Below are 23,405 nucleotides of genomic sequence, written 5' to 3'. Positions count from 1 at the left end.
CTTCGCTTTGCCCACCCTACGACAGTCGTGCAAGCCTCAATGCTTCCCCGGCCCCATATAGCCGAACAGGAATCCCGCCACCTTGCGCATCTGGATCTCCTCGCTGCCCTCGGTGATGCGATAGCGGCGATGGTGGCGGTAGATGTGCTCGAACGGCTTGTGGCGTGAATAGCCCATGCCGCCGTGGACCTGCATGGCGCGGTCGGCGGATTCGCAGCAGAGGCGGTTTGCCCAGTAGTTGCACATGGAGACGCGGTCCGAGAGCGTGCGCTCGATCTGCTCCTCGGTGAGCTGGTCCATCTCCCAGGCGGTCTTGCGGATCAACAGGCGCAGCATCTCGGCTTGCGTTGCGAGCTCGACCAGCGGGAACTGGATCGCCTGATTCTCCGCCAGCGCACGGCCGAACGGTTTGCGCTCGCGCGCGTATTTGACGCTCTCGTTGATGCAGTAGACGGCTGCGCCGAGCGAGCTCGCCGCCTGCCGGATGCGGTTCTGGTGCACGAAGCATTGCGCCAGCGAGAGGCCGCGGCCGACCTCGCCGAACAGCGCATCCTCGGGCACGAACACGTCGGTGAAGCTGACGCGCGGATGATCCGTCGGCATGTTGAAGGTCCACATGTACTCCTCGACCTTCACGCCCGGGCTCTTGGCCGGCACCAGGAAGCAGGTGATGCCGCGGGCATCGCCGTCATTGCCGGACGTGCGCGCGAACAGCGCGCAGTGCGTCGCGACATGCATGCCGGTGGTCCACATCTTCTCGCCGTTGATGATCCAGCCCTTGACGTTGTCGCGCGTGGCGGGCACGGCGCGCGTCTCCATGTGCGTCGCATCCGAGCCGTGATGCGGCTCGGTGAGGCCGAAGGTGATGCGGTACTTGCCCTTGATCGAGCCGTCGATCATCGCCTTCTGGTCGTCGCGGCCGTAACGGTCGAGCATGGTGACAACGGGGAAATTGCCGACGATGGAGTGCTCGTTCTGGAGGTCGTTGTGCAGGCCGAGGCCCTTGGCGGCGAAATGCTCGCGGATCACGGCCATCCAGAGGTTGGAGCCGTCCTTGCCGCCATATTGCCTCGGCACCGGAAAGCGCAGGTGGCCGGCGGCATCCGCAAGGTCCTTGGCCTTGCGCAGCAGCGCTTCCCATTCGTGCCGTGGCAGGCCACCATTCTCGAAATCGGTGCGCGCCCATTCGCGGCGATGATCGAAGAAGCGGATGTTGTCGTCGGCTTCCTCCAGCGGCTTGATCTCGCGCGCGATGAAACGGTCGAGCTCCGCGAGATAGGCGACGAGATCGGCAGGCAATGAGAAATCCACAGGTTCTCTCCCGGATTGATTTTATCGTTTTGCGTTAAGGCGCTGGGCGCACTTTTGCTTCGCACGATTAAGGTGAGAAGAGCGCGTGCAAGTCAAGCAAGGCGAGACGTGACGGCCACGCAAGGCGTACCAGCGCAATTCGATGGTGCCCGAGCACTGAGGCGCGATAGTATGACGCCAATTTCCTTCACGAGAAAATGCAGGGAGCACGGGATGGAGCTGAAATTTTCCAAGGTGGAACGCAAGGGACCGATCACGATCGTGACGCTGTCGCGCCCTGAGGTCTACAACGCGCTGCACACCGATGCGCATTTCGAGCTGCAAAAGGTGTTCGACGATTTCTCGGCAGATCCGGAGCAGTGGATCGCTGTTGTCACCGGCAGCGGCGACAAGGCGTTCTGCGCCGGCAACGATCTGAAATGGCAGGCGGCCGGCGGCAAGCGCGGCTGGGACAAGGGCGGCTTTGCCGGCCTCACCTCGCGATTCGACTGCGACAAGCCTGTTATCGCGGCGGTGAACGGCGTCGCCATGGGCGGCGGCTTCGAGATCGCGCTCGCCTGCGACCTCATCATCGCCTCGGAGAATGCCACCTTCGCCCTGCCCGAACCGCGCGTCGGCCTCGCCGCCCTCGCCGGCGGCCTGCACCGGCTGCCGCGGCAGATCGGCCTCAAGCGCGCCATGGGCATGATCCTCACCGCGCGCCATGTCAGCGCCAGGGAAGGTTTCGAGCTCGGCTTCGTCAACGAGGTGGTGCCGCAGGGCGAGGCGCTTGCGGCCGCGCTGCGCTGGGCGGAGATGATCGGCAAGAACTCGCCGATGTCGATCCGTGCGTCCAAGCAGGCGATTCAGAAAGGCCTCGGCGTCTCGCTGGAGCAGGCGATCGCCGAGCAGCGGGACTACCCGGCGGTGCAGGCGATGGTGGCCTCGCAGGACTACATCGAAGGCCCGAAGGCATTTTCGGAGAAGCGGCCGCCGAAATGGGTGGGGAAGTGAGGAGACGCTCCGTTCGTCGCGCGAGACGTCCAACATAACCGGCGTCATGCCCCGGCTTGACCGGGGCATCCAGTACGCCGCGGCATCTCCGTACGTTACTGCCGTGTCTGGAATACTGGATCGCCCGCCTTCGCGGGCGATGACAGCGGAGGAAGGGGTGACGGCTACCCGCCCCGTCCCAGCTCCCGCTTGTACGATGCATAGTTCGGCTGATCGACGGCGAGCTTGTCCATCGTGGTCGCCCAGAGATGTTCGGCGAGACCGGGCGTTGCCAGATCGACTTCGCCCTTGGCGATGCGCTCGGCGAGCGCGCGATTGAGCTCGGTGACCGAACCGTCCTCGCCGAGCAGCGCGCGCAATCGCTCCACTTCCGCAGCATCACTCCCCTCCTCCCGCGTCAGCTGCCGCGTCACGAGATCGAGGATGTTGATGGCGACGCGCAGCTTGAAGGCCTGGTGGCCGGAGATCAGCGGCGTGATGTCGTTGCGGAGGAAATCGGCGACCGACTTGGTCAGCTCGATCGGGGTCGGCTCGTCCTGCATGTGTCAGCTCCCGCGCGGCGCCAAGAGCCGCAACAGATCGATCTCGGTCTCGCTGGCGCGGCGGCCGATCATGGCGCGCTCCATCGAATGGTCGGGCCCCTCGCGGAACCGCTGCATCATGCCGCCGCACATGATGCCCCAGCGCAGCGTGCCCATCACCTCCCAGAACTTCACACGCGCCGGATCGACCTTGCGGCCCGCAGCTTCGTAACCGGCGAACAGCTCCTCGCGTGTGCCGAGACCACCGACGGGCTTGTCGATCTCGCCGAAGCGCCAGGAGTTGACACAGACCCAGCCGAGATCCTCCATGGGGTCGCCGAGATGGGCGAGCTCCCAGTCCAGCACGGCTCGCACGCCGTCGGCGCCGATGATGAGATTGCCGTTGCGGAAATCGCCGTGCACCAGCGTGGTCTCGCCGGACGGGCCGGGATCGTGGTCGCGCAGCCAGCGCAGCGCCAGCTCGAACACGGGCTTAGGCCAGTTCAGGCTGCGATAGTCGCGCTCGAACTCGGCGATCTCCTGCGTCGCGCCGCGGCTGCGCAGCTCCGGCAGCTTGTCCTTTGGCAATCGATGCAGGGCAGCGAGAATGCCGCCGATCTGCCGTGCCAGACGCGGCCGCGCCGCGGCAAATTCGTCATCGCGCAGAATCTTGCGCGCGATGGTCTCGCCCTCGATCCTTTGCATGATGAAGCCGGTGCCGAGGTCGTCCTCCGCCACGAGCACGTGCAGCACGCGCGGCGACGGCACGCCGGCCTCGAAGGCGAGCTGCATCAGCTGCGCCTCCGCGGCAAGGCCCGCCGCGCGGGTCGGCGCCGCGCCATAGCCCTTCGGCGAACGGCGCAGGATCGCGCCGATCACGCCATCGGGATGCGTGATGTCGAAACGCCAGGTTTCCTGGCTGGCGCCGCCCGACAACTTTGCCGCGCCCGTGACGCCGGTCGCGCCCGGGCACCAGCGCTTGACGCTGCGCGAAAGTTCCGCCTCGATCATTTGCCTTTGAACTGCGCGGGCCGCTTCTCGAGGAACGCGCCGACGCCCTCGCGGAAGTCCTGGGTGTCGCCGGCGCGCAGCTGGCACTGGAACTCGAGATTGAGCTGGTCCTCGAAGGAATTTTCCGGGCTGTCCCAATAGAGCTTGCGGATCAGAGAGAGCGCCACGGTCGGGCCGCTGGCGAGATCGCGCGCGAGCTTCATCGCCTCCTCCATCAGCACGCCGTCATCATAGACGCGGTTGACGAGGCCCCATTCCAGCGCCTTCTCGGCCGGCAGCCGCTCGCCCATCAGCGACAATTCGATCGAACGCGCGCGGCCGATCAGGCGCGGCAACAGCCAGGTCGAGCCGCAATCCGGCACGAGGCCGATGCGCCGGAACGCCTGGAGAAAGTAGGAGGAACGCGCGCACAAAATCATGTCGCCGAGCAGCGCAAAGCTCATGCCGGCGCCGGCCGCCGGGCCGTTGACCGCGGTGACGATCGGGCAGTGCAGATTGCGGATGCGGCGCAGGAAAGGGTGGAAGCCGGTCTCCAGCGTCAGGCCGGCCTTGGTCTTCTTCGACTGGTTGTTGCGCCCTTGCAGGTTGGCGCCGGTGCAGAACGCCCGACCCGCGCCGGTCAGCACCACGCAGCGCACCTCATCCTTCTTCTCCTCGATCGTATCGAGCGCTTCGGCAAGGCCGCCCAGCATGTCCACGGAGACCGCGTTCATCACCTCCTGATGGTCGAGCTTGAGGATCGCGACCGAGCCATCGAAATCGAGTGTGACGTGTTTGAACTGCATGGTGTCCTCGCCAGTTGCGGCCTGCGCCAGTTTCGCAGACCGGAATTTGTTTTGCCGGGGCGCATATTTGATTTTTGGCGCGGTCTTGTCCATGGTGATCAGAGCATGGCAAGCAATCTTGCGCGCAGCGGCTGATCGTCCGCATGTTGAGCAGCCTTGTCAAAAAAGGGAAACGCGCCATGAACATTTTCGACCTCAGCGGCCGCGTCGCCGTGATCACCGGCGGCAATGGCGGGATCGGCCTCGGCATCGCGCAGGCGCTCGCCGGCCAGGGCTGCAACGTCTCGATCTGGGGCCGCAACCCCGACAAGAACAAGGCCGCAGCCGCCAGCATGGCCGGCCTATCCGGCAAGGTCGACACCCGCGTTTGCGATGTCACCGATCCGGCCTCGGTCAATGCCGCGATGAAGGCGACGCTCGACACGTTCGGCCGGGTCGACGGCTGCTTCGCCAATGCCGGCATCGGCGGCGGCGGCCGGCGCTCCTTCATCGAGCGCACCGAGGAGGAATGGCGCACGATGTTCGCGACCAATCTGGACGGCGTGTTCCACGCGTTTCAGGCCGCGGCAAAGCACATGACCGAGCGCGCCAATTCCGGCGACGCCTTCGGCCGGCTGGTTGCGACCTCGAGCCTCGCCTCGATCTTCGGCACCGCGCGCAACGAGCATTACGCCGCGACCAAGGCCGCGATCAACGCGCTGGTGCGCGCCCTCGGCGTCGAGCTCGCCCGCCACGGCGTCACCGCCAACGCGATCCTGCCCGGCTGGATCAAGAGCGACATGACGTCAGGTCTCATGGCCAACGAGAAATTCGTCGCCAACGTGATGCCCCGCATTCCGATGCGGCGGTTCGGCGAAGCATCCGATTTCGGCGGCATCGCCGTCTATCTGATGAGCAAGGCGTCATCGTATCACACCGCCGACACGTTCGTGATCGACGGCGGCTATACGGCGTTCTGATTTTGTAGCCCGGATGGAGCGAAGCGCAATCCGGGACTGCAAAAACAACAAACACCCGGATTTCGCTTCGCTCCATCCGGGCTACAAAGACTGAGGGAATGGGCAAATGTTCTCGCACATCATGATCGGCACCAACGATCTCGACAAGGCCAAGACGTTCTACGACAATCTGCTGAGCACGCTCGAGGTCCGGCCGGCCAGGGTCGACGGCCATCGCATCTTCTACATCACCAAGACCGGCGTGTTCTCGGTGTCGAAGCCGATCAATGGCGAGCCCGCGACCTGTGCGAACGGGGGCACCATTGGCTTCGCCTGTAATTCGCCGGAGCAGGTCGACAAATGGCACGCGGCCGGCGTCGCAGCCGGCGGGATCTCGATCGAAGATCCGCCCGGCGTGCGCCAGGGCCCCGGCGGCAAGCTCTATCTGGCTTATTTGCGCGACCTCGACGGCAACAAGATCTGCGCGATGCATCGGATGCCGAGCTAGCCGCATCCACTGCTGTCATTCCCCGCGAAAGCGGGGAATCCAGTACGCCGCGGCCTTTCAGTTCAATCGCGACCGTCGCTGGAATACTGGATCGCCCGATTAAATCGGGCGATGACAGTGGAGTTTGCCGTACGGCCGTGGGCCCGGCCCTCCGATCCCATTCAAACAACATTTCAAACGCCCTCGCGATATTCTATCGCGTGGCAGGGCTCGGCGCGAAAAAATGCGCGCTCGCACTTTGACCGCGCTGGCACTATTCTGCCGCCAGAAAGATCTCAGCGTCCCCGGGAGGAACAATGACAAAACACACCTACATTCCCCGCACCACCAACTACACCCTCAATCCCGGCGACGAGCTCAACGACCTCAGGATGTCGGAGCAGGTCCGGCCGCTCTACGATCACGTCAAGAAATTCATCCGCGACACCGTCGAGCCGATGTCGATCGAGTTCGCCAAGGCCGGCGAAGGCAAGGAAGACCGCTGGAGCTTCACGCCGAAGCAGCTCGAGGTGCTGGAGAAGGCCAAGAACAAGGCCAAGCAGGAGGGCCTCTGGAACTTCTTCCTGCCCGACGACGAGACCGGCCAGGGCCTGAAGAACCTCGACTACGCCTATATCGCGGCCGAGCTCGGCAAGAGCCCGCTGGCGTCCGAGACCATGAACTGCTCGGCGCCGGACACCGGCAACATGGAGGTGCTGGAGCGCGTCGGCACCAAGGAGCAGAAGGAGAAGTGGCTAAAGCCGCTGCTCAACGGCGAGATCCGCTCGGCCTATGTCATGACCGAGCCGAACGTCGCCTCCTCCGACGCCAAGAACATCTCGACGACCGCAAAGCTCGTCGGCGACGAATGGGTCATCAACGGCGAGAAATACTACATCTCGGGTGTCGGCGATCCCCGCTGCAAGATCCTCATCGTCATGGTGAAGACCAATCCGGATGCGGCGCCGAGCAAGCAGCAGTCGCAAATCCTGGTGCCGCGCGACACGCCCGGCGTCGAGGTGCTCGGCCCGATGTACGTGTTCGGCCAGGACCACGCCCCGCGCGGCCACATGCACATGCGCTTCAACAATGTACGGGTGCCGAAGGAGAACATGCTGCTCGGCGAGGGCCGCGGCTTCGAGATCTCGCAGCTCCGCCTCGGACCGGGGCGCATCCATCACTGCATGCGCACCATCGGCAAGGCCGAGAAGGCGCTCGATCTGATGGTGCAGCGGGGCCTCACGCGCGAGGCTTTCGGCAAGAAGATCGCCCATCTCGGCGGCAACATGCAGATCATCGCCCAGGCGCGCTGCGAGATCGAGGCGATGCGGCTGATGGTGCTGAAGGCCGCCAAGGCGATGGACGTGCTCGGCAACAAGGAGGCCCGCGTCTGGGTCTCCATGGTCAAGGCCATGGTGCCGGAGCGCGCCTGCAGGATCATCGACCAGGCAATCCAGATGCACGGCGCCACCGGCATCTCGCACTGGACCCCGCTCGCCGAGATGTACCAGGACGTGCGCCATTTGCGCTTTGCCGACGGCCCGGACGAGGTGCATTGGATGGTGGTCGGGCGCCACGAGCTGAGCATGGCGTGATCGACGATGCGGTAGGGTGGGCAAAGGCGCGCACTTCGCGCGCCGTGCCCACCATCACGGCCAACGCAAGAGGTGGTGGGCACGCTGTCGCTTTGCCCACCCTACGAGAGTCTTTTCTAGCAGGAGCCACCATGGACTACGCCGCAAGCGAGCTGACGCCACGCGAGCGCTACAAAGTGCTGACCTCCTTCATCCTGCCGCGGCCGATCGCCTGGGTGACGACGATCGGACCGACCGGAATCGTCAATGCGGCCCCATTCAGCTTCTTCAATGCCTTCTGCGAGGATCCGCCGCTCTGCATGTTCGCGGCCAACCGCAAGCCTGATGGAGAGGACAAGGACACCTTCCTCAACATCCAGCGCACCGGCGAATTCGTGGTCAATATCGCCGACGAGCCGCTGGCGCGTGCGATGCACGAGAGCAGCGGCGACTTTCCCCCTGATATCGGCGAGCCCGATTATCTCGGCCTGAAGCTTGCGCCCTCGACGACAATCGCCGTGCCGCGGCTGGCCGACACGCCCTGGGCGATGGAGTGCAAGCTCTGGAAGCTGATCGACGTCAACGACGATCGCAAACTGATCATGGGCGAAGGCCTCCACTTCCACATCCGCGACGAGCTGTGGGATGACGAGGCGATGCGGGTGCACATGGACCGCTATCATCCGATCGGCCGCATGTTTGCCGACCGCTACTGCCGCACCGACGACCGCGTGGTGTTTCCGGCGGCGGAAGGCGCAAAAAACAAATCGTCGAACCCGGGAGCAAGATGATGCCGGAATCCTTTCGCGACAACGAGGAACGCGAGCGGTTCGAGCTCGACGTCGATGGGGCGATCGCCTTCGTCACCTACCGCAAGACCGACGGAGCGATCACGCTGGTGCACACCGAGGTGCCGTCGGAGCTCGGCGGCCGCGGCATTGGCTCGAAGCTCGGCCGCGCCACGCTGGACGCGGTGCGGTCGCAGGGGCGCAGGCTCTCGGTCGAGTGCGATTTCATCCGCAATTTCATGCGCAAGGACCCCGGCTATAACGACCTCCTGGCGGATGGCGGAGATGCGCAGGCCGAGCCTGAGACGCGCTATCGCGCCGGTTGCTTCTGCGGAGCGGTCGAGGTCGAGGTGACAGGCAAGCCGATGTTTGCGGGCTATTGCCATTGCGCCGACTGCCAGGCCTGGTCGGCGGCGCCGATCAATGCGTTCAGCCTGTGGAAGTCCGGCAGCGTGCGCATCACCAAGGGCGAGGCCGAGCTCGGGACGTTCAACAAGACCGAGCATTCCTACCGAAAATTCTGCAAGCGCTGCGGCGGCCACGTCATGACCGAGCATCCGCGGATGCGGCTGATCGACGTCTACGCCAATCTGCTGAAAGGATACCGGCACCAGCCGACCCTGCATGCGAACTACGCGAGCAAGATGGTGTCGGTCCGGGATGGCCTGCCGAAATATGTCGACCTGCCGGCCGATCTTGGCGGCTCCGGCGAGATGCTGCCGGATTGATCGTAGGGCGGATTAGCTCGCGGCTGCGCGAAGCGCTGTCCGCGGGCGTAATCCGCCAACAATCGCCGAGGGATGGCGGATTACGCTTCGCTAATCCGCCCTACGCAGTTACGTCGCGGGTGCGACCTTGTCCTGGGTCTTGGTCTCGAAATCGCTCGCGTCATGCCGCTCGTGGAGCTGGCTGGCGGGATCGCCGGAGACGCGGTTGACCATGCGGCCGCGCTTCACGGCCGGACGCTTGGCGATCTGATCGGTCCAGCGCTGGACGTTCTTGTAGTCCTGCACCGACAGGAATTCGCCGGCGCCGTAGACCAGCCCCTTGGCGAGCGCTCCGTACCAGGGCCACACCGCCATGTCGGCGATCGTATACTCCTTGCCCGCGAGATACTCGTTGTCGGCAAGGCGCCTATCGAGCACGTCGAGCTGGCGCTTGGTCTCCATCGCGAAACGGTCGATGGCGTATTCGATCTTGGTCGGCGCGTAGGCGTAGAAATGGCCGAAGCCGCCACCGAGATAGGGCGCGCTGCCCATCTGCCAGAACAGCCAAGACATCGCCTCGGTGCGGGTCTTGACGTCCTTCGGCAGGAAGGCGCCGAACTTCTCGGCGAGATAGAACAGGATCGAACCGGATTCGAACACCCGGATCGGCTCCGGACCCGAGCGGTCCATCAGCGCCGGAATCTTGGAATTCGGGTTGATGTCGACGAAGCCGCTGCCGAACTGGTCGCCGTTGCCGATCTTGATCAGCCAGGCATCGTATTCGGCGCCCTTGTGACCGAGCGCCAGAAGCTCCTCCAGCATCACCGTGACCTTCACCCCGTTCGGGGTGGCCAGCGAATAGAGCTGAAGGGGATGCTTGCCGACCGGCAGCTCCTTGTCATGCGTGGGACCGGCAATGGGGCGGTTGATGCTGGCGAACTGCCCGCCATTCTCCTTGTTCCAGGTCCAGACTTTGGGCGGCACGTAGGCGGGGGCGTCGGTCATGCGGGGCTCCGGCGGAAAGATGCGTCTGCATTAATTAGACGGGGAATGGCCGATGGCAAGGGCATCGCAACGCATTGCCGGGCCGGACAACGTCACGTTTTGTCATAGCAGGCCCCTTCCCGGTCATTTCGGGGCGCCCGCAGGGCGAACCCGGAATCCATCCCTCCGCCAGGAATGCTTTGAAAAATGGATTCCGGCTTCTCGCTAGGCGAGCCCCGGAATGACCGTGGCGCCTGAGGGCAAAACGCAACGCCTACACACAAGATGCATGGTCGAATCCGGCATGTCATCGCCCGGCTGACGCTTCGTTGCAGAGACGAAAACGCCGGGGGCCGCCGGGAGAGAGCCATGAAATCGCCGATCTGCGACATGCTGGGAATCGAGTTCCCGCTGCTGGCCTTCAGCCATTGCCGCGACGTCGTCGCCGCCGTCAGCCGCGCCGGCGGCTTCGGCGTGCTGGGTGCCACCGTGCACACACCCGATACGCTCGAACGCGAGCTGAAATGGATCGACGACCATGTCGACGGCAAGCCCTACGGCATCGACGTGCTGATCCCGGAGAACATCTCGACATCAGGCGAAAAGGACGTCACCTGGAAGAGCCTGGAAGCGCGCGTGCCGCAGCAGCATCGCAACTACACGCGCGATCTCCTGAAGAAATACGACATCGAGCTGACGAGCACGGAGGTCGTGGCCGACCAGCCGCAGCCGTTCGACGCAAAGACCGCGCTGCAGCTGCTCGAGGTCTCCTTCAAGCATCCGATCCGCCTGATCGCCAATGCGCTGGGCGTTCCGCCCAAGGCGATGATCGAGATGGGCAAGGCACACGGCGTGCCGGTTGCAGCGCTTGTGGGGGCCAAGGAGCATGCGCTGCGCCAGGTCGCGGCCGGCGTCGACATTCTCGTGGTGCAGGGCACCGAGGCCGGCGGCCATTGCGGCGAGGTCTCGACCATGGTGCTGGTGCCGGAGGTGATCAAGGCGATCAAGCCCATTCGCGACGTGCCGGTGCTGGCGGCCGGCGGCATCATGACGGGCCGGCAGATGGCGGCCTGCATGGCGATGGGCGCGGCCGGCGTCTGGACCGGTTCGGTGTGGCTGGCGACGGTCGAGTCCGAGACCAGCGAGATTTTTCGCGAGAAGATGATCGCGGCGTCCTCGCGCGATGCGGTGCGCTCCAAGGGCCGCACCGGCAAGCCGGCGCGGCAGCTCCGTTCGGTCTGGACCGACGCCTGGGACCGCGCGCCGGACAGCCCGGGCGCACTGCCGATGCCGCTGCAAAGCATCATCAGCCGCGACGCCTTCAACTCGATCGACCGCGCGGCGGCAGGCGGCAACGCCAAGGCGCGCGATCTCGTCAGCTATTTCGTCGGCCAGGGCGTTGGCCTGATCGACAGCGTGAAGTCCGCCGGCGCCGTGGTGCAGGAGTTCAAGGAAGAGTTCGCCGAAGCCGTCGAGCACATGAATGCGCTGGTGGCGGAGTGATGGTGCAGACCCTCATGGTGAGGAGGCGCACAAGCGCCGTCTCGAACCATGAGAGCCCGCGGCCCATCCTTCGAGACGCCTGCTTCGCAGGCTCCTCAGGATGAGGTCGGAGATGTCTGAGAGAGAGTGAAGAAGCAAGAACAATGACGAGTGTTTCCCCTGACTGCATCCCCGTCATCGTCGGCATCGGCGAGATCGTCGACCGTCCGAAGGAGATCAGTGCCGGCCTCGAGCCGCTCGATCTGCTCGAGCAGGCGCTGCGGCGCGCCGAGCAAGATGCCGGTGCAAAGCTGCTCGGCGAGGTGCAGTCGCTCGACGTCGTCAACTTCCTGAGCTGGCGCTATCGCGATCCCGAGCAGCTGTTGGCGCAGCGCCTCGGTATCACACCTGCGCATTGCCATTACGGCCCGGTCGGCGGCGAGAGCCCGATCCGCTACATCCACGAAGCCGCCAAGCGCATCGCCCGCGGTGAGTGCACGGTCGCCGCCGTCTGCGGCGCCGAGGCGCAGTCGACCGCGACCAAGGCGGAGCGTGCCGGCGTCGAGCTGCCGTGGACGCCGTTCGCCCATGACGTCGAGGAGCCCAAGCGCGGCGCCGCGTTCCAGAAGCCGCTGGCAGTCAAGCTCGGCGTGTTCCGGCCGGTCACGGTCTATCCGTTCTACGAGGCCGCCTCCTCCGCGCAATGGGGCCAGACGCCGCGCGAGGCGATGGCGGAATCCGGCACGCTGTGGTCGCGCTATTCGGAGGCCGCCGCACAAAATCCCAATGCATGGCTGAAGCGGCGCTATACACCCGAGGAGATCACGACGCCGACCGCGGACAATCGGCTGATCGCGTGGCCCTACAACAAGCTCATGGTAGCCAATCCCAGCGTCAACATGGGCGGCGCGCTGCTGCTCACCAGCCTCGCCAAGGCCCGCGCGGCCGGGATTTCCGAGGACAGGCTGGTCTATCCGCTCGGCGGCGCCTCGGCGGAGGAGCCGCGCGATTATCTGCTGCGCGACCAGTTCTACGAGAGCCATCCGCAGAACGCGGTGCTGAAAGCGGTGATGGAGCTCGCCGGCGGCGACGGCAAAAGGTTCGACGCGATCGAGCTCTACAGCTGCTTTCCGTGCGTGCCCAAGATGGCGCGGCGGACGCTAGGGCTTTCCGCCGACGTGCAGCCGACCGTGACCGGCGGCCTCACATTCTTCGGCGCGCCGCTCAACACCTACATGACGCATGCGGCCTGCGCGATGGTGCGGCGGCTGCGCGACGGCGCCGGGCTCGGCCTGCTCTATGGCCAGGGCGGCTTCGTCACCAAGCATCACGCGCTGGTGGTCTCGAAGGCGCCGCCGCGCGCGGCGCTGGCGCAGGAGACCAGCGTGCAAGGCGAGGCCGACCGCAACAAGCGCGCGGTGCCGGAATTCGTCACCGAAGCCAGCGGCAAGGGCAAGGTAGAGAGTTTTACGGTGCTCTATGGCCGTAGCGGCGAGGTCGAGCACGGCGTGGTGATGCTGCGCACCGAGCACGACCGGCGTACGCTGGCCCGGATTCCGGCGAGCGACGGCGCGACGCTGGCCCATCTGCTCAACATGGATCGCACGCCGGTGGGCTCGCTCGGCGAGATCGCGATGGCTGCCGACGGGGTGCCGGAGTGGCGGGTGGCGTAGCCGAGGGGCATCTCAGGCGGCGCGGACCGTATCCAGGAACTTGCCGACCTCGAGCTTGAGGCGATTGGAGTCGCGCGACAGCATCTGCGCCGCCGACAACACCTGGGACGAGGCCGAACCGGTCTCGGTGGCGCCTTGCTCGACGTTGCCGACATTGGCCGACACTTGCTGCGTTCCCTGGGCCGCTTTCTGCACGTTGCGTGCGATCTCCTGCGTCGCTGCGCCCTGCTCTTCGACGGCCGCGGCGATGGCCGAGGCGATCTCCGACAGGCGCCCGATCGAGCCGCCGATGTCCCGGATTGCACTGACGGAATCCTGGGTGGCCGCCTGAATACCGGTGATCTGCTGGGAGATTTCTCCGGTGGCTTTCGCCGTCTGTTCGGCCAGGGCCTTCACCTCGGACGCGACCACCGCAAAGCCTCGGCCGGCCTCGCCGGCTCGCGCGGCCTCGATCGTGGCGTTGAGGGCCAGGAGATTGGTCTGTCCCGCGATCTGGTCGATCAGCTCGATGACGTCGCCGATTCTGGAGGCCGCTCGCGACAATTCGCCGATCCTATCGTTGGTTCTTCCGGCCTGGCCAACCGCCTCGTTGGCCATCCGGGCCTGGTCCTGGACCCGTCGGCTGATCTCGTTGACCGACGACGAGAGCTGCTCGGTCGCCGACGCGACAGATTGAACGTTGGAGGAAGCTTCATCCGACGCCGACGCGACCACGACCGCCAATTTCTGGGCGCGCTCGGCGGTCGTATTCAGCGTGCCGGCCGAGGCTTCGAGCTCGGTCGATGCGGAGGACACCGTGTCGATGATCTCGCCGATGGCCGTCTCGAATGCGCCGGCGAGCCGGTGCATGTCGGCCTTGCGCTGCTCGGCGACAATCCGATCCTGCACGATCTTGGCCTCGGCCTCCATGCGAGCCTTCTCCTCGGCCTTGACCTTGAAGACCTCGACCGCGTGCGCCATGTCGCCGATCTCGTCCTTACGGCCGAGTCCGGGCAGGACGACGGAGAAATTGCCGCCGGCAAGTTCGCCCATGGCGCTCGTCAGCGCCGACAGCGGGCGCAAGATCCGCGAGAACGCGACCCAGAAGCTGAGCAGCGCGAGCGCGACGCTTGCAAGGAGAATGCCGCCGCTGACGGCCAGATTTGACGTGCTCCTTGCCGCCAGTCCCGCCGCCTCCCGATCCGCATCCGCAGCGATGGCCTGACCAAGCTGCAGGATCGCGTTGATGGCGCTCGTCGCACGCGCCATATAGTCGGTGCCCAAGATCCTGTATTCGCCCGTTTTGCCGTCCCCGATGACGTCTGCGCGCAGCGAACCGTAAGTGCGGAAGTATTTCTCCTCCACGTCCTTGATCGCCTGGCCAAGATCCGCCGAGACATCGGCGCGCTGGGCCACAGGTGAGATGGTCTCCCAGGCGAGCTCGACATGACCGCGGAATCCGGACACCACGCCGATGCCGTCCGCGGTGAGTTTCGCATGGGCGCTGATCAATCCCGCGAGGAAAGCTCGCTCGCGGCCGGCATTCTCGGCCATCTCTGCCGTGAGATGGCGAAGCCCGACAAGCCGCGTCATTGCCGGCGACGGCGCATCGGTCAACGTCTCCAGAGTCAGTCGCGGCCGGTTGGCGGCGATCTCGATGAGTTCGGTCAGCGCCGGCACGACCGCGTTGACGACCGCAGGATCGCGCTCAACCCCCGGCTTGACCAGATCGGCGTCCACCTTGCGGCGCAGGCTCTCGACCCCGGCAAGCGCGCGCTCGGCTTCCGCAATGCCGGTCTCGATGGATTTCATCGCAGGCAGGTTGCGCAGACGCTGCGCGGCATCCCGGAACGCCTGTCCCGAAGCGGCACGGATTCGGTCAATTTCGGCGCGGCGGTCTGCACCGACAGGCTCGGGCGCGTTCAGCGCCGCGTTGGTCATGCCCCGCTCCAGAGCCCATTGTCCGGCGCTCAGCAACAATGACTGCGATATTCCATTGAGCTCGACGAAGGCCTGCGCCTCCTGTCGGTCGTGGTAGGCCCCATAGGCCGTGTAACCGGTGGCGGCCACGCCCATCAGGGCGAGAGCCGAGACAATCAGCGGCAGGATCGTTCCAATTCGCGCGTGCACGGCTGGCTTCCTCTCGTGAGTACCGCCCGAAAAAGAGCAGTTCTGCGAAAGCAATAGCCGGCTCTGGCAACTTGGGATTGTCTCACATCAAAGATCGTCGCGAACCTCGCCTCTGCATGCGATTGTTCGGAGCGTATGATTATCGAATTATTGATTGCCGGATGCGACGCAAGCCGCAGAAAAAGCTGCGATCGGAGAGATCGCAGCCTTCAGCCCGTCATGCCCGAGCGCAGCTGATCCGCCGCTCACGCGGCGCGGACGGAGTTCAGGAACTTGCCGACCTCGAGCTTGAGGCGATTGGAATCGCGAGACAGCATCTGCGCCGCCGACAGCACCTGCGAGGACGCCGAGCCGGTTTCGGAAGCACCGCGCTGGACGTCGCCGACATTGGACGAGACCTGCTGGGTGCCCTGGGCGGCCTGCTGAACGTTGCGGGCGATCTCCTGGGTTGCCGCACCCTGCTGCTGCACGGCTGCCGCGATCGCCGAAGCGATCTCCGACAGACGCCCGATGGTGCCGCTGATCTCGCCGATCGCGCTGACCGAATCCTGCGTCGCCGCCTGAATGCCGCCGACCTGCTGGCCGATCTCGCCGGTGGCCTTGGCCGTCTGTTCGGCGAGCGCCTTGACTTCGGAGGCCACGACGGCGAAGCCGCGTCCGGCCTCGCCCGCCCGCGCCGCCTCGATCGTGGCATTGAGGGCCAGCAGATTGGTCTGGCCGGCGATCGCATTGATGAGCTCGACGACGTCGCCGATCCGCGCTGCGGCCCGCGACAATTCGCTGACGCGCTCGGTGGTGGCATGGGCCTGGCTGACCGCTTCGTTCGCGATCCGGGAGGAGTCCTGCACTTGGCGGCCGATCTCGCGCACCGAGGACGACATCTCTTCGGCAGCCGACGCCACCGAATGGACATTGGTCGAGGCTGCTTCCGAGCCGGTTGCAACCGCGGAGGCCAATTCCTGCGCCCGGCCGGCGGTCGAGGACAGCGTCGAGGCCGAAGCCTCGAGCTCGGTTGCGGCCGACGAGACGGTCTCGACGATCTCGCCGATCGCGGCCTCAAAGCCGTCGGCGAGCTTGGTCATGTCGGATTTGCGCTGTATCTCGGCACGGCGCTGCACCGCCTGCACCTCGTCGCGGCTGAAGCGGACGATGGTCTGCACCGTCTGGAGGTTGCGCAGTGCTTCGCCGATCTCGTCGTCGCGCTCGATCACGATGCGGTTGTCGAGCTTGTCCTGAACGAGGTTGACCAGGACCTCGTTGAGCTGCTGCATCGGCCCCTGGATCGCGTGCATGGTTGCAAGGCCCGCGAAACCGACGATGGCGGCGCCGACGACGGCCAGCGCGGCCAGAATCAGGCTGGTCGAACCGCCGGTGGCGAGGGCGCCGCCGATGCCAAGCGCAAGCATGAACAGCGCCTGGAGAACCATCGTCGTGACGAGGCGCGCCTTCAGCGTCCCGGTGAAGACGCTGAAGCGGTCCAGCCACGAGCGGCGACGGATGATGCCGGCGTCAATGCGATAGCCATGCGGCTTCTTCTCGCGGATCGCGGCGTAGACCTGTTCGGCGAGCTTGCGCTGGTCGGCCGGCAGCTTGGTGCGGATCGAAGTATAGCCCTTGACCTCGCCATTCTCGCGGATCGGAGAGGCCGTCGCCAGCACCCAGTAGAAGTCGCCGTTCTTGCGGCGGTTCTTCACCGCGCCGAGCCAGGGCTTGCCGGCTTTCAGCGTGTCCCAGAGGTTGTCGAACGCCTCCGGCGGCATGTCGGGGTGACGAACGATGTTGTGCGGCTGGCCCATCAGCTCCGCCGAGGTGAAGCCGGCGGCGGCAATGAAGTCCTCGTTGAAGTAGGAGAGCTTGCCCTTGAGATCGGTCCGCGAGACGATCAGCGTCTCGTCGCTGACGGGATATTCGACATCGGTGACCGGAAAATTCTTGCGCATCGGCGCTCCCCAAAAAACCGGAATCAGTAAAAAGGTCGTTCCAATCGGGCCCCGCCCTGCGTGCGCCTGCCCTCCGATCACTCTCGTAAATTCGATTTAACCATCGATGAAACGTCTCGACCGTAGAACTACGGCACGCGGAAGTGCGACTGCGAGCGAGATCATGCTACCAGCAAGACGGAACGAGCGGCGCTTTCTGGCGCCGCTCGCCGTTCGATCGGACAGAGACTCTACGCCGCGCGGACGGTGGTCAGGAACTTGCTGACCTCGGTCTTCAGCCGGCCCGAGTCGTTCGACAGCATCTGCGCCGCCGACAGCACCTGCGAGGAGGCGGATCCGGTCTCGGTCGCGCCGCGCTGCACGTCGGTGATGTTCGACGACACCTGCTGGGTGCCCTGCGCGGCCTGCTGCACGTTGCGGGCAATCTCCTGGGTCGCCGCGCCCTGCTCTTCGACGGCTGCTGCAATCGCCGACGAGATCTCCGACAGACGCTCGATGGTCGAGGAGATCTCCTTGATCGCACCGACCGATTCGTTGGTCGCCGCCTGAATGCCGGAGATCTGCTGACCGATCTCGCCGGTGGCCTTCGCGGTCTGCTCGGCGAGCGCCTTCACTTCGGAGGCGACGACGGCGAAGCCGCGACCGGCCTCACCCGCGCGCGCCGCCTCGATGGTCGCGTTCAGCGCGAGCAGATTGGTCTGGCCGGCGATGGTGTTGATCAGCTCGACGACGTCGCCGATGCGGGCCGCCGCCTTCGACAGCTCGCTGACACGCTCGGTGGTGGCACGCGCCTGCCCGACGGCGTCGCCCGCCATCCGCGCCGATTCCTGCACCTGACGGCTGATCTCGCCGACCGACGAAGCCATCTCCTCGGTCGCCGAGGCGACCGATTGCACGTTGGTCGAGGCTTCCTCCGAGGCTCCGGCAACGGTGGTCGCCAGTCTCTGCGAGCGCTCGGCTGTTCCAGTGAGCGTGGTGGCCGACGCCTCAAGCTGGGTCGAAGCAGACGACACGGTTCCGATGATCTCGCCGACCGCGCTCTCGAAGTCGTCGGCAAGCCTGGTCATGTCACGTTTGCGCTGCTCGACATTGCGACGCTCCGCTTCGATCTGCTCCGCCTTCAGTCGCTCGACCTCGATGGCGTTGGTCTTGAATACCTGCACCGCCTGGGCCATCGCGCCGATCTCGTCCTTGCGCTCGGTTCCGGATACGACCACCGAGGTGTCGCCCTTCGCGAGAATCTCCATCTCGGTCGTGATGCGCTGGATTGGGCGGGTGACCGCGAACGCAACGCCGAGAGCGCCCACGAGCGAGAGCAGCAGGGTGACGACGCCGCCGATCAGCATGGACAGAGTTCCATTGCTGGACGCGGCGTCGGCAGCCGCGCCACGCACCGTCAACAGCGATCGCTCTTCCTTGTCCATCTCCTCCACCACGGCGCGCAAGCTATCCATAGCCTTCTTGCCGGCGCCGGATGCTTCGAGCTCGCGGGCCTTGGCCTGAGTTCCAGGGTCCTTCATCAGTGCGATTTCGCGCTGCGCGACGTTGGTCGCCCAGTCGCTGGCGAACGCCTTGACTTGATCGAGGCGCTTCTGCTGCTTCGCGTTATCCGAGGTCAGGCTGCCGACCTTGGCCGCCGCCGCCTGAAACTGCTTCTGCCCAGCCTCGTAGGGGGCGAGAAAGCCGGTATCGCCGGACACGAGATAGCCGCGAATGCCGGTTTCCTGATTGACCATGGCGGTGACGAGCCCGGAAAGCTGCTCGAGCACTTCATAGGTATGAACGGTCATTCTTGCCGTCGAGCTCATCACGCTCAGGGAATTGTAGATCGCACCGGTGCTGCCGGCGATGACCAGGCAGATCGCGACAAAAACAGCAGAAACCTTGATGGAAATGCGAACGTTGTTGATCCAAGACATCAAACTTACCAGCCATACCTTTGAGGGTTGCTCATCCGACCGTCCAATCCCGCGGCGGATTCCGATGCACTTCGATAGCAGCTGGCTGGATCGCACTCCTTAACCGCAGTCCGCATTGATACGGAGATACCGCGAAGGAAAGTGCCGCAATTCTACGGAAGAGAAGCGCGACGCAACGACGCACGCCAAACGCAAAGAGCGGCGCCTGGGCGCCGCTCTTGCTCAACTGAACGTTCTTAAGTCTACGCCGCGCGGACGGTGGTCAGGAACTTGCTGACCTCGTTCTTCAGCCGACCCGAGTCGTTCGACAGCATCTGCGCCGCCGACAGCACCTGCGAGGAGGCGGATCCGGTCTCGGTCGCGCCGCGCTGCACGTCGGTGATGTTCGACGACACCTGCTGCGTGCCCTGCGCGGCCTGCTGCACGTTGCGGGCAATCTCCTGGGTCGCCGCGCCCTGCTCTTCGACGGCCGCGGCAATCGCCGACGAGATCTCCGACAGACGCTCGATAGTCGAGGAGATCTCCTTGATCGCACCGACCGATTCGTTGGTCGCCGCCTGAATGCCGGAGATTTGCTGACCGATCTCGCCGGTGGCCTTCGCGGTCTGCTCGGCGAGCGCCTTCACTTCGGATGCGACGACGGCGAAGCCGCGACCGGCCTCACCCGCGCGCGCCGCCTCGATGGTCGCGTTCAGCGCGAGCAGATTGGTCTGGCCGGCGATGGTGTTGATCAGCTCGACGACGTCGCCGATGCGGGCCGCCGCCTTCGACAGCTCGCTGACACGCTCGGTGGTGGCACGCGCCTGCCCGACGGCATCGCCCGCCATCCGCGCCGATTCCTGCACCTGACGGCTGATCTCGCCGACCGACGAAGCCATCTCCTCAGTCGCCGAGGCGACCGATTGCACGTTGGTCGAGGCTTCCTCCGAGGCTCCGGCAACGGTGGTCGCCAGTCTCTGCGAGCGCTCGGCTGTCAGCGTCAGCGTCGAGGCGGAGGCCTCGAGCTGGGTCGAGGCCGACGACACGGTCTGGACGATCTCGCCGATCATAGCTTCGAATTCGCGGGTGATGTCGTCGACGCGGCGGCCGCGCTCGATCTTGATCTCGGCATCCGCCGCCGCAGCTTCGTCCGCAGCCTTCTTGGCAATCAACGCCTCCTTGAAGATCTGGAGCACGTCGGCCATGGCGCCGATCTCCGTCTTCTCGCCGCGATGCGGGACCTCGGCGGCCAGATCGCCGCGACCCAGCGCCTGCATCGGCTGCGTGATGGAGTTGATGCCGTTCGAGACGTCGCTGACCAGATAGAAGCTGAGACCAATGCCGACCAGTACGGCGACGCCGAGAATGACCGAAACCAGCATGAAGGCATAGGAATAGCTGTCGGCGGCATTCTGAGCCGCCTGTTCGCCACCCCTGGTGTTGAGCTCGATGTCCTTGTTCAGGACCTCATCCGCCTGAAGCCCGATCTTGTTGACCGTCTTGGAGTTGAGCTCCTGCGCCTCGCGCGGGAGCTTGCCGGCCTCCTTGCGCGACAAGGCCATCACCTCCTCGGTGCCTTTCTTGTAATCGTCCCAGAGCTTGGACCACTGGCCGTAGAGCGCCCGCTCTTCCGGCGAGCTGATCATGGCCTCATACTTGCTGCGCGTCTTGGCGAGCACGTCGGTCACGGTGGCGGCGGTCTTCTCCACCGCCAGCTTGTCGTCCAAAGCTTCGGCCAGCATGTGCTGGCGCACCACGTTCCGATACGTGATGACCGCGGCCCGCAAATCGCCGATCACCTTGACGCTCGGCATCCAGTTGGTGGTGATGTCGAGGGTGTTGGCGTTCATCGTCCGCATCTTCGCGACGGCGAGCAGACCCATGCCGGTCATCGCGACCAGCAGGAACGCCACGACACTGATGATCTTGGCGCGGATGGAAAGCTTGGCAAACATAATCGGGTCTCGTTGTGCTGGCGCGGGCGCGCGTCGGGAGCTCTAAAGAATCAACCAAAGGGGAGCAGCGCCGGCATCAGACAGCAGACCGTTTGCGAAAGATGTTGACTGCGACTCCGCGCGAGCACGGAAGTCGAAAGAGATGAACAGGCGCCTAAGAACGCCCTGCGCTCAGCGCATGAGCCTAAGCGCATCCGCGAAGAACTCCGGGCCGCCGAAATTGCCGGACTTCAACGCGAGCAGCATTTCGCCTGCTTCGGCGCCGACGGCGCGCAGCACCGGCACGCCCGCGGCGATCTCCGCGCCAACGAGGAAGCCCGGGATTTCGAGGCGGTCGACGACCGCGCCGGACGTCTCGCCGCCGGCAACGACGAGGCGCCGGACCCCTGCTTTCACGAGGTTCTCCGCGATATCGGCCATCGCCTGCTCGATAGCGTGTCCCGCGGCATCGCGCCCGTGGCGGGCTTGCAATGCGGCGACGTCCTCGGGCTTCGCACTCGAGGCGATCAGCACCGGGCCGTCGGCAAGTCGCGGCCTCGCCCAGTCGAGCGCGCGCTCGGCTTCGTTCGCTCCCGTAATAATACGGTCCTGGTCGAGATGGAACACCGGCATGATGCGTTCGGCATTGGCGATCTGCTGAAGCGTGGCCTGCGAGCAGCTTCCGGCAAGACACGCTGCCGGCCCGCCGACGGCAGCTCCGGACTCGCTGCTTGCGGCACCGCGCTTGACCTTTCCCGTCGACACCAGCGCTCGCGCCAGTCCAAGGCCGATGCCGGAGGCCCCGACCGACAGGCGATGTTCGGCGGCCACGAGCCCGATGGTTTCGAGGTCGCGATCGAACACGGCGTCGATGATCGCAGCGCCGATACCCTTGCCGGCGAGCTCGGCCAGCCGCGCCCGCACGGCATCCGCGCCGCGCGCGACGGTCGCGAGGTCGACGAGACCGATCTGCGTCCTGCTCTGGCGCGCCAGCACGCGCACCAGGTTTGAATCATGCATCGGGTTGAGCGGATGATCCTTCAGCGGGCTCTCGTTGAGCGGCACGGCGCCGACGAAGAGGTTGCCCTGGTAGACGGTGCGGCCCGTCTCCGGGAACGCCGGCGTCACCAGAACGGCACCCTCGGCGCTATCGGCACGCAACGCGTCCATCACCGGGCCGATATTGCCTGAATCGGTGGAATCGAAAGTCGAGCAGATCTTGAACAGCACGTGGCGCGCACCGCGGCTCCGCAGCCATTTCTCCGCCGCACGCGAGCGCGAGACGGCAAGTCCGGCCTCGATCGAACGGCTCTTCAGCGACACCACGACGGCGTCGACCTCGGGCAACGCCAGATCGTCCGAGGGCACGCCGATGGTCTGCACGGTGCGCAGGCCGGCGCGCGTCAGCGTGTTGGCGAGATCGGAGGCGCCGGTGTAATCGTCGGCGATGCAGCCGAGAGAAATCGTTGCCGCAAGTGTCACGACTTCACTCCGGCGTAGGGCTTGAACCAGGCGAGCCCTTCAATGGTCTTGCCGCGCGGATTGTACTCGCAGCCGACGAAGCCGGCATAACCGAGGCGGTCGAGCTCGTCGAACAGGAACGGATAATTCAGCTCCTCGCCGTCGGGCTCGTTGCGCGAGGGGATGCTGGCGATCTGGACGTGGCCGATGATCGGCATCATCTCGCGCAGCCGCATGGTGACGTCGCCATGAATGATCTGGCAATGATAGATGTCGAACTGGAGCTTCAGGTTCGCAAGCCTCAGCTCTTGTATCAGGTCGCGGGCAAAGCCGAAATCGTTGAGAAAGTAGCCGGGGACGTTGCGCGCATTGATCGGCTCGATCACGATGTCGATGCCGTGGGGGGCGAAGAACTCCGCGGCCCAGGCCACCGATTTGTAGAACGCCTCGATCGCGACGCGTTCGCCGCGGTTGGCGATGCCGGCCATCAGGTGCAGGCGCTTCACGCCGGTCGCCTTGGCGTAGGGCAGCGCCGTCTCCAGGCTCGCCTTGAGGTCGTTGAAGCGCGAGGGGAGCGCCGCAAAGCCCTTCTCGCCGGCATTCCAGTCGCCCGGCGGCAGGTTGAACAGCGCCTGAGTCAGGCCGTTGCGCGTGAGCCGCTCGCCGACCGCTTCGGCGGGATGCTCATAGGGAAAGAGAAACTCGACCGCGGTGAAGCCGGCCTGCGCGGCGGCATCGAAACGGTCGAGGAACGGCATCTCGGTGAACATCATCGAGAGATTGGCGGCAAAACGCGGCATCGGAAATCC

Annotated in this window: 19 protein-coding genes and 1 pseudogene; 9 read left to right on the top strand and 11 right to left on the bottom strand. The window is 65.2% G+C overall.

Annotated elements, in window-relative coordinates; translation table 11 throughout:
* Window positions 1–36 precede the first annotated feature (36 nt).
* On the bottom strand, window positions 37–1,311 hold the full coding sequence (locus DCM80_RS21995; RefSeq protein WP_257177415.1) for an acyl-CoA dehydrogenase family protein: 1,275 nt from the start codon (window positions 1,309–1,311) through the stop codon (window positions 37–39).
* Between the two features lie 213 nt (window positions 1,312–1,524).
* On the opposite strand from DCM80_RS21995, the gene DCM80_RS21990 reads away from it, so the two are divergent.
* Window positions 1,525–2,304: an enoyl-CoA hydratase-related protein gene (locus tag DCM80_RS21990; RefSeq protein WP_257193658.1), complete on the top strand. Its 780-nt coding sequence runs from the start codon at window positions 1,525–1,527 to the stop codon at window positions 2,302–2,304.
* A gap of 164 nt (window positions 2,305–2,468) precedes the next feature.
* Here the strand turns inward: DCM80_RS21990 and DCM80_RS21985 are convergent, their stop codons facing one another.
* Genes DCM80_RS21985 through DCM80_RS21975 form a run of 3 tightly spaced genes read right to left on the bottom strand, consistent with a single transcriptional unit; the run spans window position 2,469 to window position 4,621 of the window.
* Complete coding sequence (locus DCM80_RS21985) at window positions 2,469–2,846, bottom strand: DUF6285 domain-containing protein (RefSeq protein ID WP_257193657.1); 378 nt, start codon at window positions 2,844–2,846, stop codon at window positions 2,469–2,471.
* Window positions 2,847–2,849: 3 nt separating this feature from the next.
* Window positions 2,850–3,836: a phosphotransferase family protein gene (locus DCM80_RS21980; protein WP_257193656.1), complete on the bottom strand. Its 987-nt coding sequence runs from the start codon at window positions 3,834–3,836 to the stop codon at window positions 2,850–2,852.
* Window positions 3,833–4,621 carry an enoyl-CoA hydratase/isomerase gene (locus DCM80_RS21975; protein WP_257193655.1) on the bottom strand — a complete coding sequence of 263 codons (789 nt, stop codon included), beginning with the start codon at window positions 4,619–4,621 and terminating at the stop codon, window positions 3,833–3,835. Before DCM80_RS21975 ends, DCM80_RS21980 begins: the two co-directional genes overlap by 4 nt.
* Before the next feature lie 179 nt (window positions 4,622–4,800).
* Between DCM80_RS21975 and DCM80_RS21970 the strand changes: the two genes are divergently transcribed.
* The 6 genes and pseudogenes from DCM80_RS21970 (at window position 4,801) to DCM80_RS21945 (ending at window position 9,136) form a co-directional block, all read left to right on the top strand.
* Window positions 4,801–5,580: an SDR family NAD(P)-dependent oxidoreductase gene (locus DCM80_RS21970; protein ID WP_257193654.1), complete on the top strand. Its 780-nt coding sequence runs from the start codon at window positions 4,801–4,803 to the stop codon at window positions 5,578–5,580.
* Window positions 5,581–5,686: 106 nt separating this feature from the next.
* Window positions 5,687–6,067: a VOC family protein gene (locus DCM80_RS21965; RefSeq protein WP_257193653.1), complete on the top strand. Its 381-nt coding sequence runs from the start codon at window positions 5,687–5,689 to the stop codon at window positions 6,065–6,067.
* A 296-nt stretch (window positions 6,068–6,363) separates the two neighbouring features.
* Window positions 6,364–7,641, top strand: coding sequence for an acyl-CoA dehydrogenase family protein (locus DCM80_RS21960; protein ID WP_028135267.1), 1,278 nt, complete (start codon window positions 6,364–6,366; stop codon window positions 7,639–7,641).
* A gap of 131 nt (window positions 7,642–7,772) precedes the next feature.
* Window positions 7,773–8,411 carry a flavin reductase family protein gene (locus DCM80_RS21955; protein ID WP_257193652.1) on the top strand — a complete coding sequence of 213 codons (639 nt, stop codon included), beginning with the start codon at window positions 7,773–7,775 and terminating at the stop codon, window positions 8,409–8,411.
* Window positions 8,408–8,665 (top strand): annotated as a pseudogene (locus DCM80_RS21950) (GNAT family N-acetyltransferase); the annotation flags it as partial. The gene DCM80_RS21955 and the pseudogene DCM80_RS21950, both read left to right, overlap by 4 nt.
* A 108-nt stretch (window positions 8,666–8,773) precedes the next feature.
* Window positions 8,774–9,136, top strand: coding sequence for a GFA family protein (locus DCM80_RS21945; protein WP_257198000.1), 363 nt, complete (start codon window positions 8,774–8,776; stop codon window positions 9,134–9,136).
* Window positions 9,137–9,244: 108 nt separating this feature from the next.
* On the opposite strand, the gene yghU is transcribed toward DCM80_RS21945, so the two are convergent.
* Window positions 9,245–10,120 carry a glutathione-dependent disulfide-bond oxidoreductase gene (gene yghU, locus DCM80_RS21940; protein WP_257177406.1) on the bottom strand — a complete coding sequence of 292 codons (876 nt, stop codon included), beginning with the start codon at window positions 10,118–10,120 and terminating at the stop codon, window positions 9,245–9,247.
* Window positions 10,121–10,468: 348 nt separating this feature from the next.
* Here yghU and DCM80_RS21935 point away from each other — a divergent pair, with 348 nt between their 5' ends.
* Both DCM80_RS21935 and DCM80_RS21930 read left to right on the top strand, forming a co-directional pair.
* Window positions 10,469–11,602, top strand: coding sequence for a nitronate monooxygenase (locus tag DCM80_RS21935; protein WP_257193651.1), 1,134 nt, complete (start codon window positions 10,469–10,471; stop codon window positions 11,600–11,602).
* 143 nt (window positions 11,603–11,745) lie between these two features.
* Window positions 11,746–13,254, top strand: coding sequence for an acetyl-CoA acetyltransferase (locus DCM80_RS21930; RefSeq protein WP_257193650.1), 1,509 nt, complete (start codon window positions 11,746–11,748; stop codon window positions 13,252–13,254).
* Window positions 13,255–13,266: 12 nt separating this feature from the next.
* Here DCM80_RS21930 and DCM80_RS21925 read toward each other — a convergent pair whose 3' ends face one another.
* The 6 genes from DCM80_RS21925 to otnI all read right to left on the bottom strand — a co-directional run bounded on the left by DCM80_RS21925 (window position 13,267) and on the right by otnI (window position 23,396).
* A complete protein-coding gene (locus DCM80_RS21925; RefSeq protein WP_257193648.1) occupies window positions 13,267–15,363 on the bottom strand; it encodes a methyl-accepting chemotaxis protein in 2,097 nt (698 codons plus the stop codon).
* Window positions 15,364–15,608: 245 nt separating this feature from the next.
* Window positions 15,609–17,303, bottom strand: coding sequence for a methyl-accepting chemotaxis protein (locus tag DCM80_RS21920; RefSeq protein ID WP_257193647.1), 1,695 nt, complete (start codon window positions 17,301–17,303; stop codon window positions 15,609–15,611).
* Window positions 17,304–17,533: 230 nt separating this feature from the next.
* Window positions 17,534–19,222, bottom strand: coding sequence for a methyl-accepting chemotaxis protein (locus DCM80_RS21915; protein WP_257197999.1), 1,689 nt, complete (start codon window positions 19,220–19,222; stop codon window positions 17,534–17,536).
* 242 nt (window positions 19,223–19,464) lie between these two features.
* Entirely contained in the window at window positions 19,465–21,156 is a 1,692-nt protein-coding gene (locus DCM80_RS21910; RefSeq protein WP_257193646.1) for a methyl-accepting chemotaxis protein, read from the bottom strand.
* Between the two features lie 171 nt (window positions 21,157–21,327).
* Window positions 21,328–22,617, bottom strand: a complete 1,290-nt coding sequence (gene otnK / locus DCM80_RS21905) for a 3-oxo-tetronate kinase (protein ID WP_257193645.1) — start codon at window positions 22,615–22,617, stop codon at window positions 21,328–21,330.
* Window positions 22,614–23,396 (bottom strand): 2-oxo-tetronate isomerase, encoded by a 783-nt coding sequence (otnI, locus tag DCM80_RS21900; RefSeq protein WP_257193643.1) that lies wholly within the window; start codon window positions 23,394–23,396, stop codon window positions 22,614–22,616. Before otnI ends, otnK begins: the two co-directional genes overlap by 4 nt.
* Between the last annotated feature and the right edge of the window lie 9 nt (window positions 23,397–23,405).

Origin of the sequence: Bradyrhizobium sp. WBOS08 (assembly GCF_024585125.1) — a bacterium.
Lineage (GTDB): Bacteria > Pseudomonadota > Alphaproteobacteria > Rhizobiales > Xanthobacteraceae > Bradyrhizobium > Bradyrhizobium japonicum_B.
This window is presented reverse-complemented; position numbering and strand designations above follow the sequence as displayed.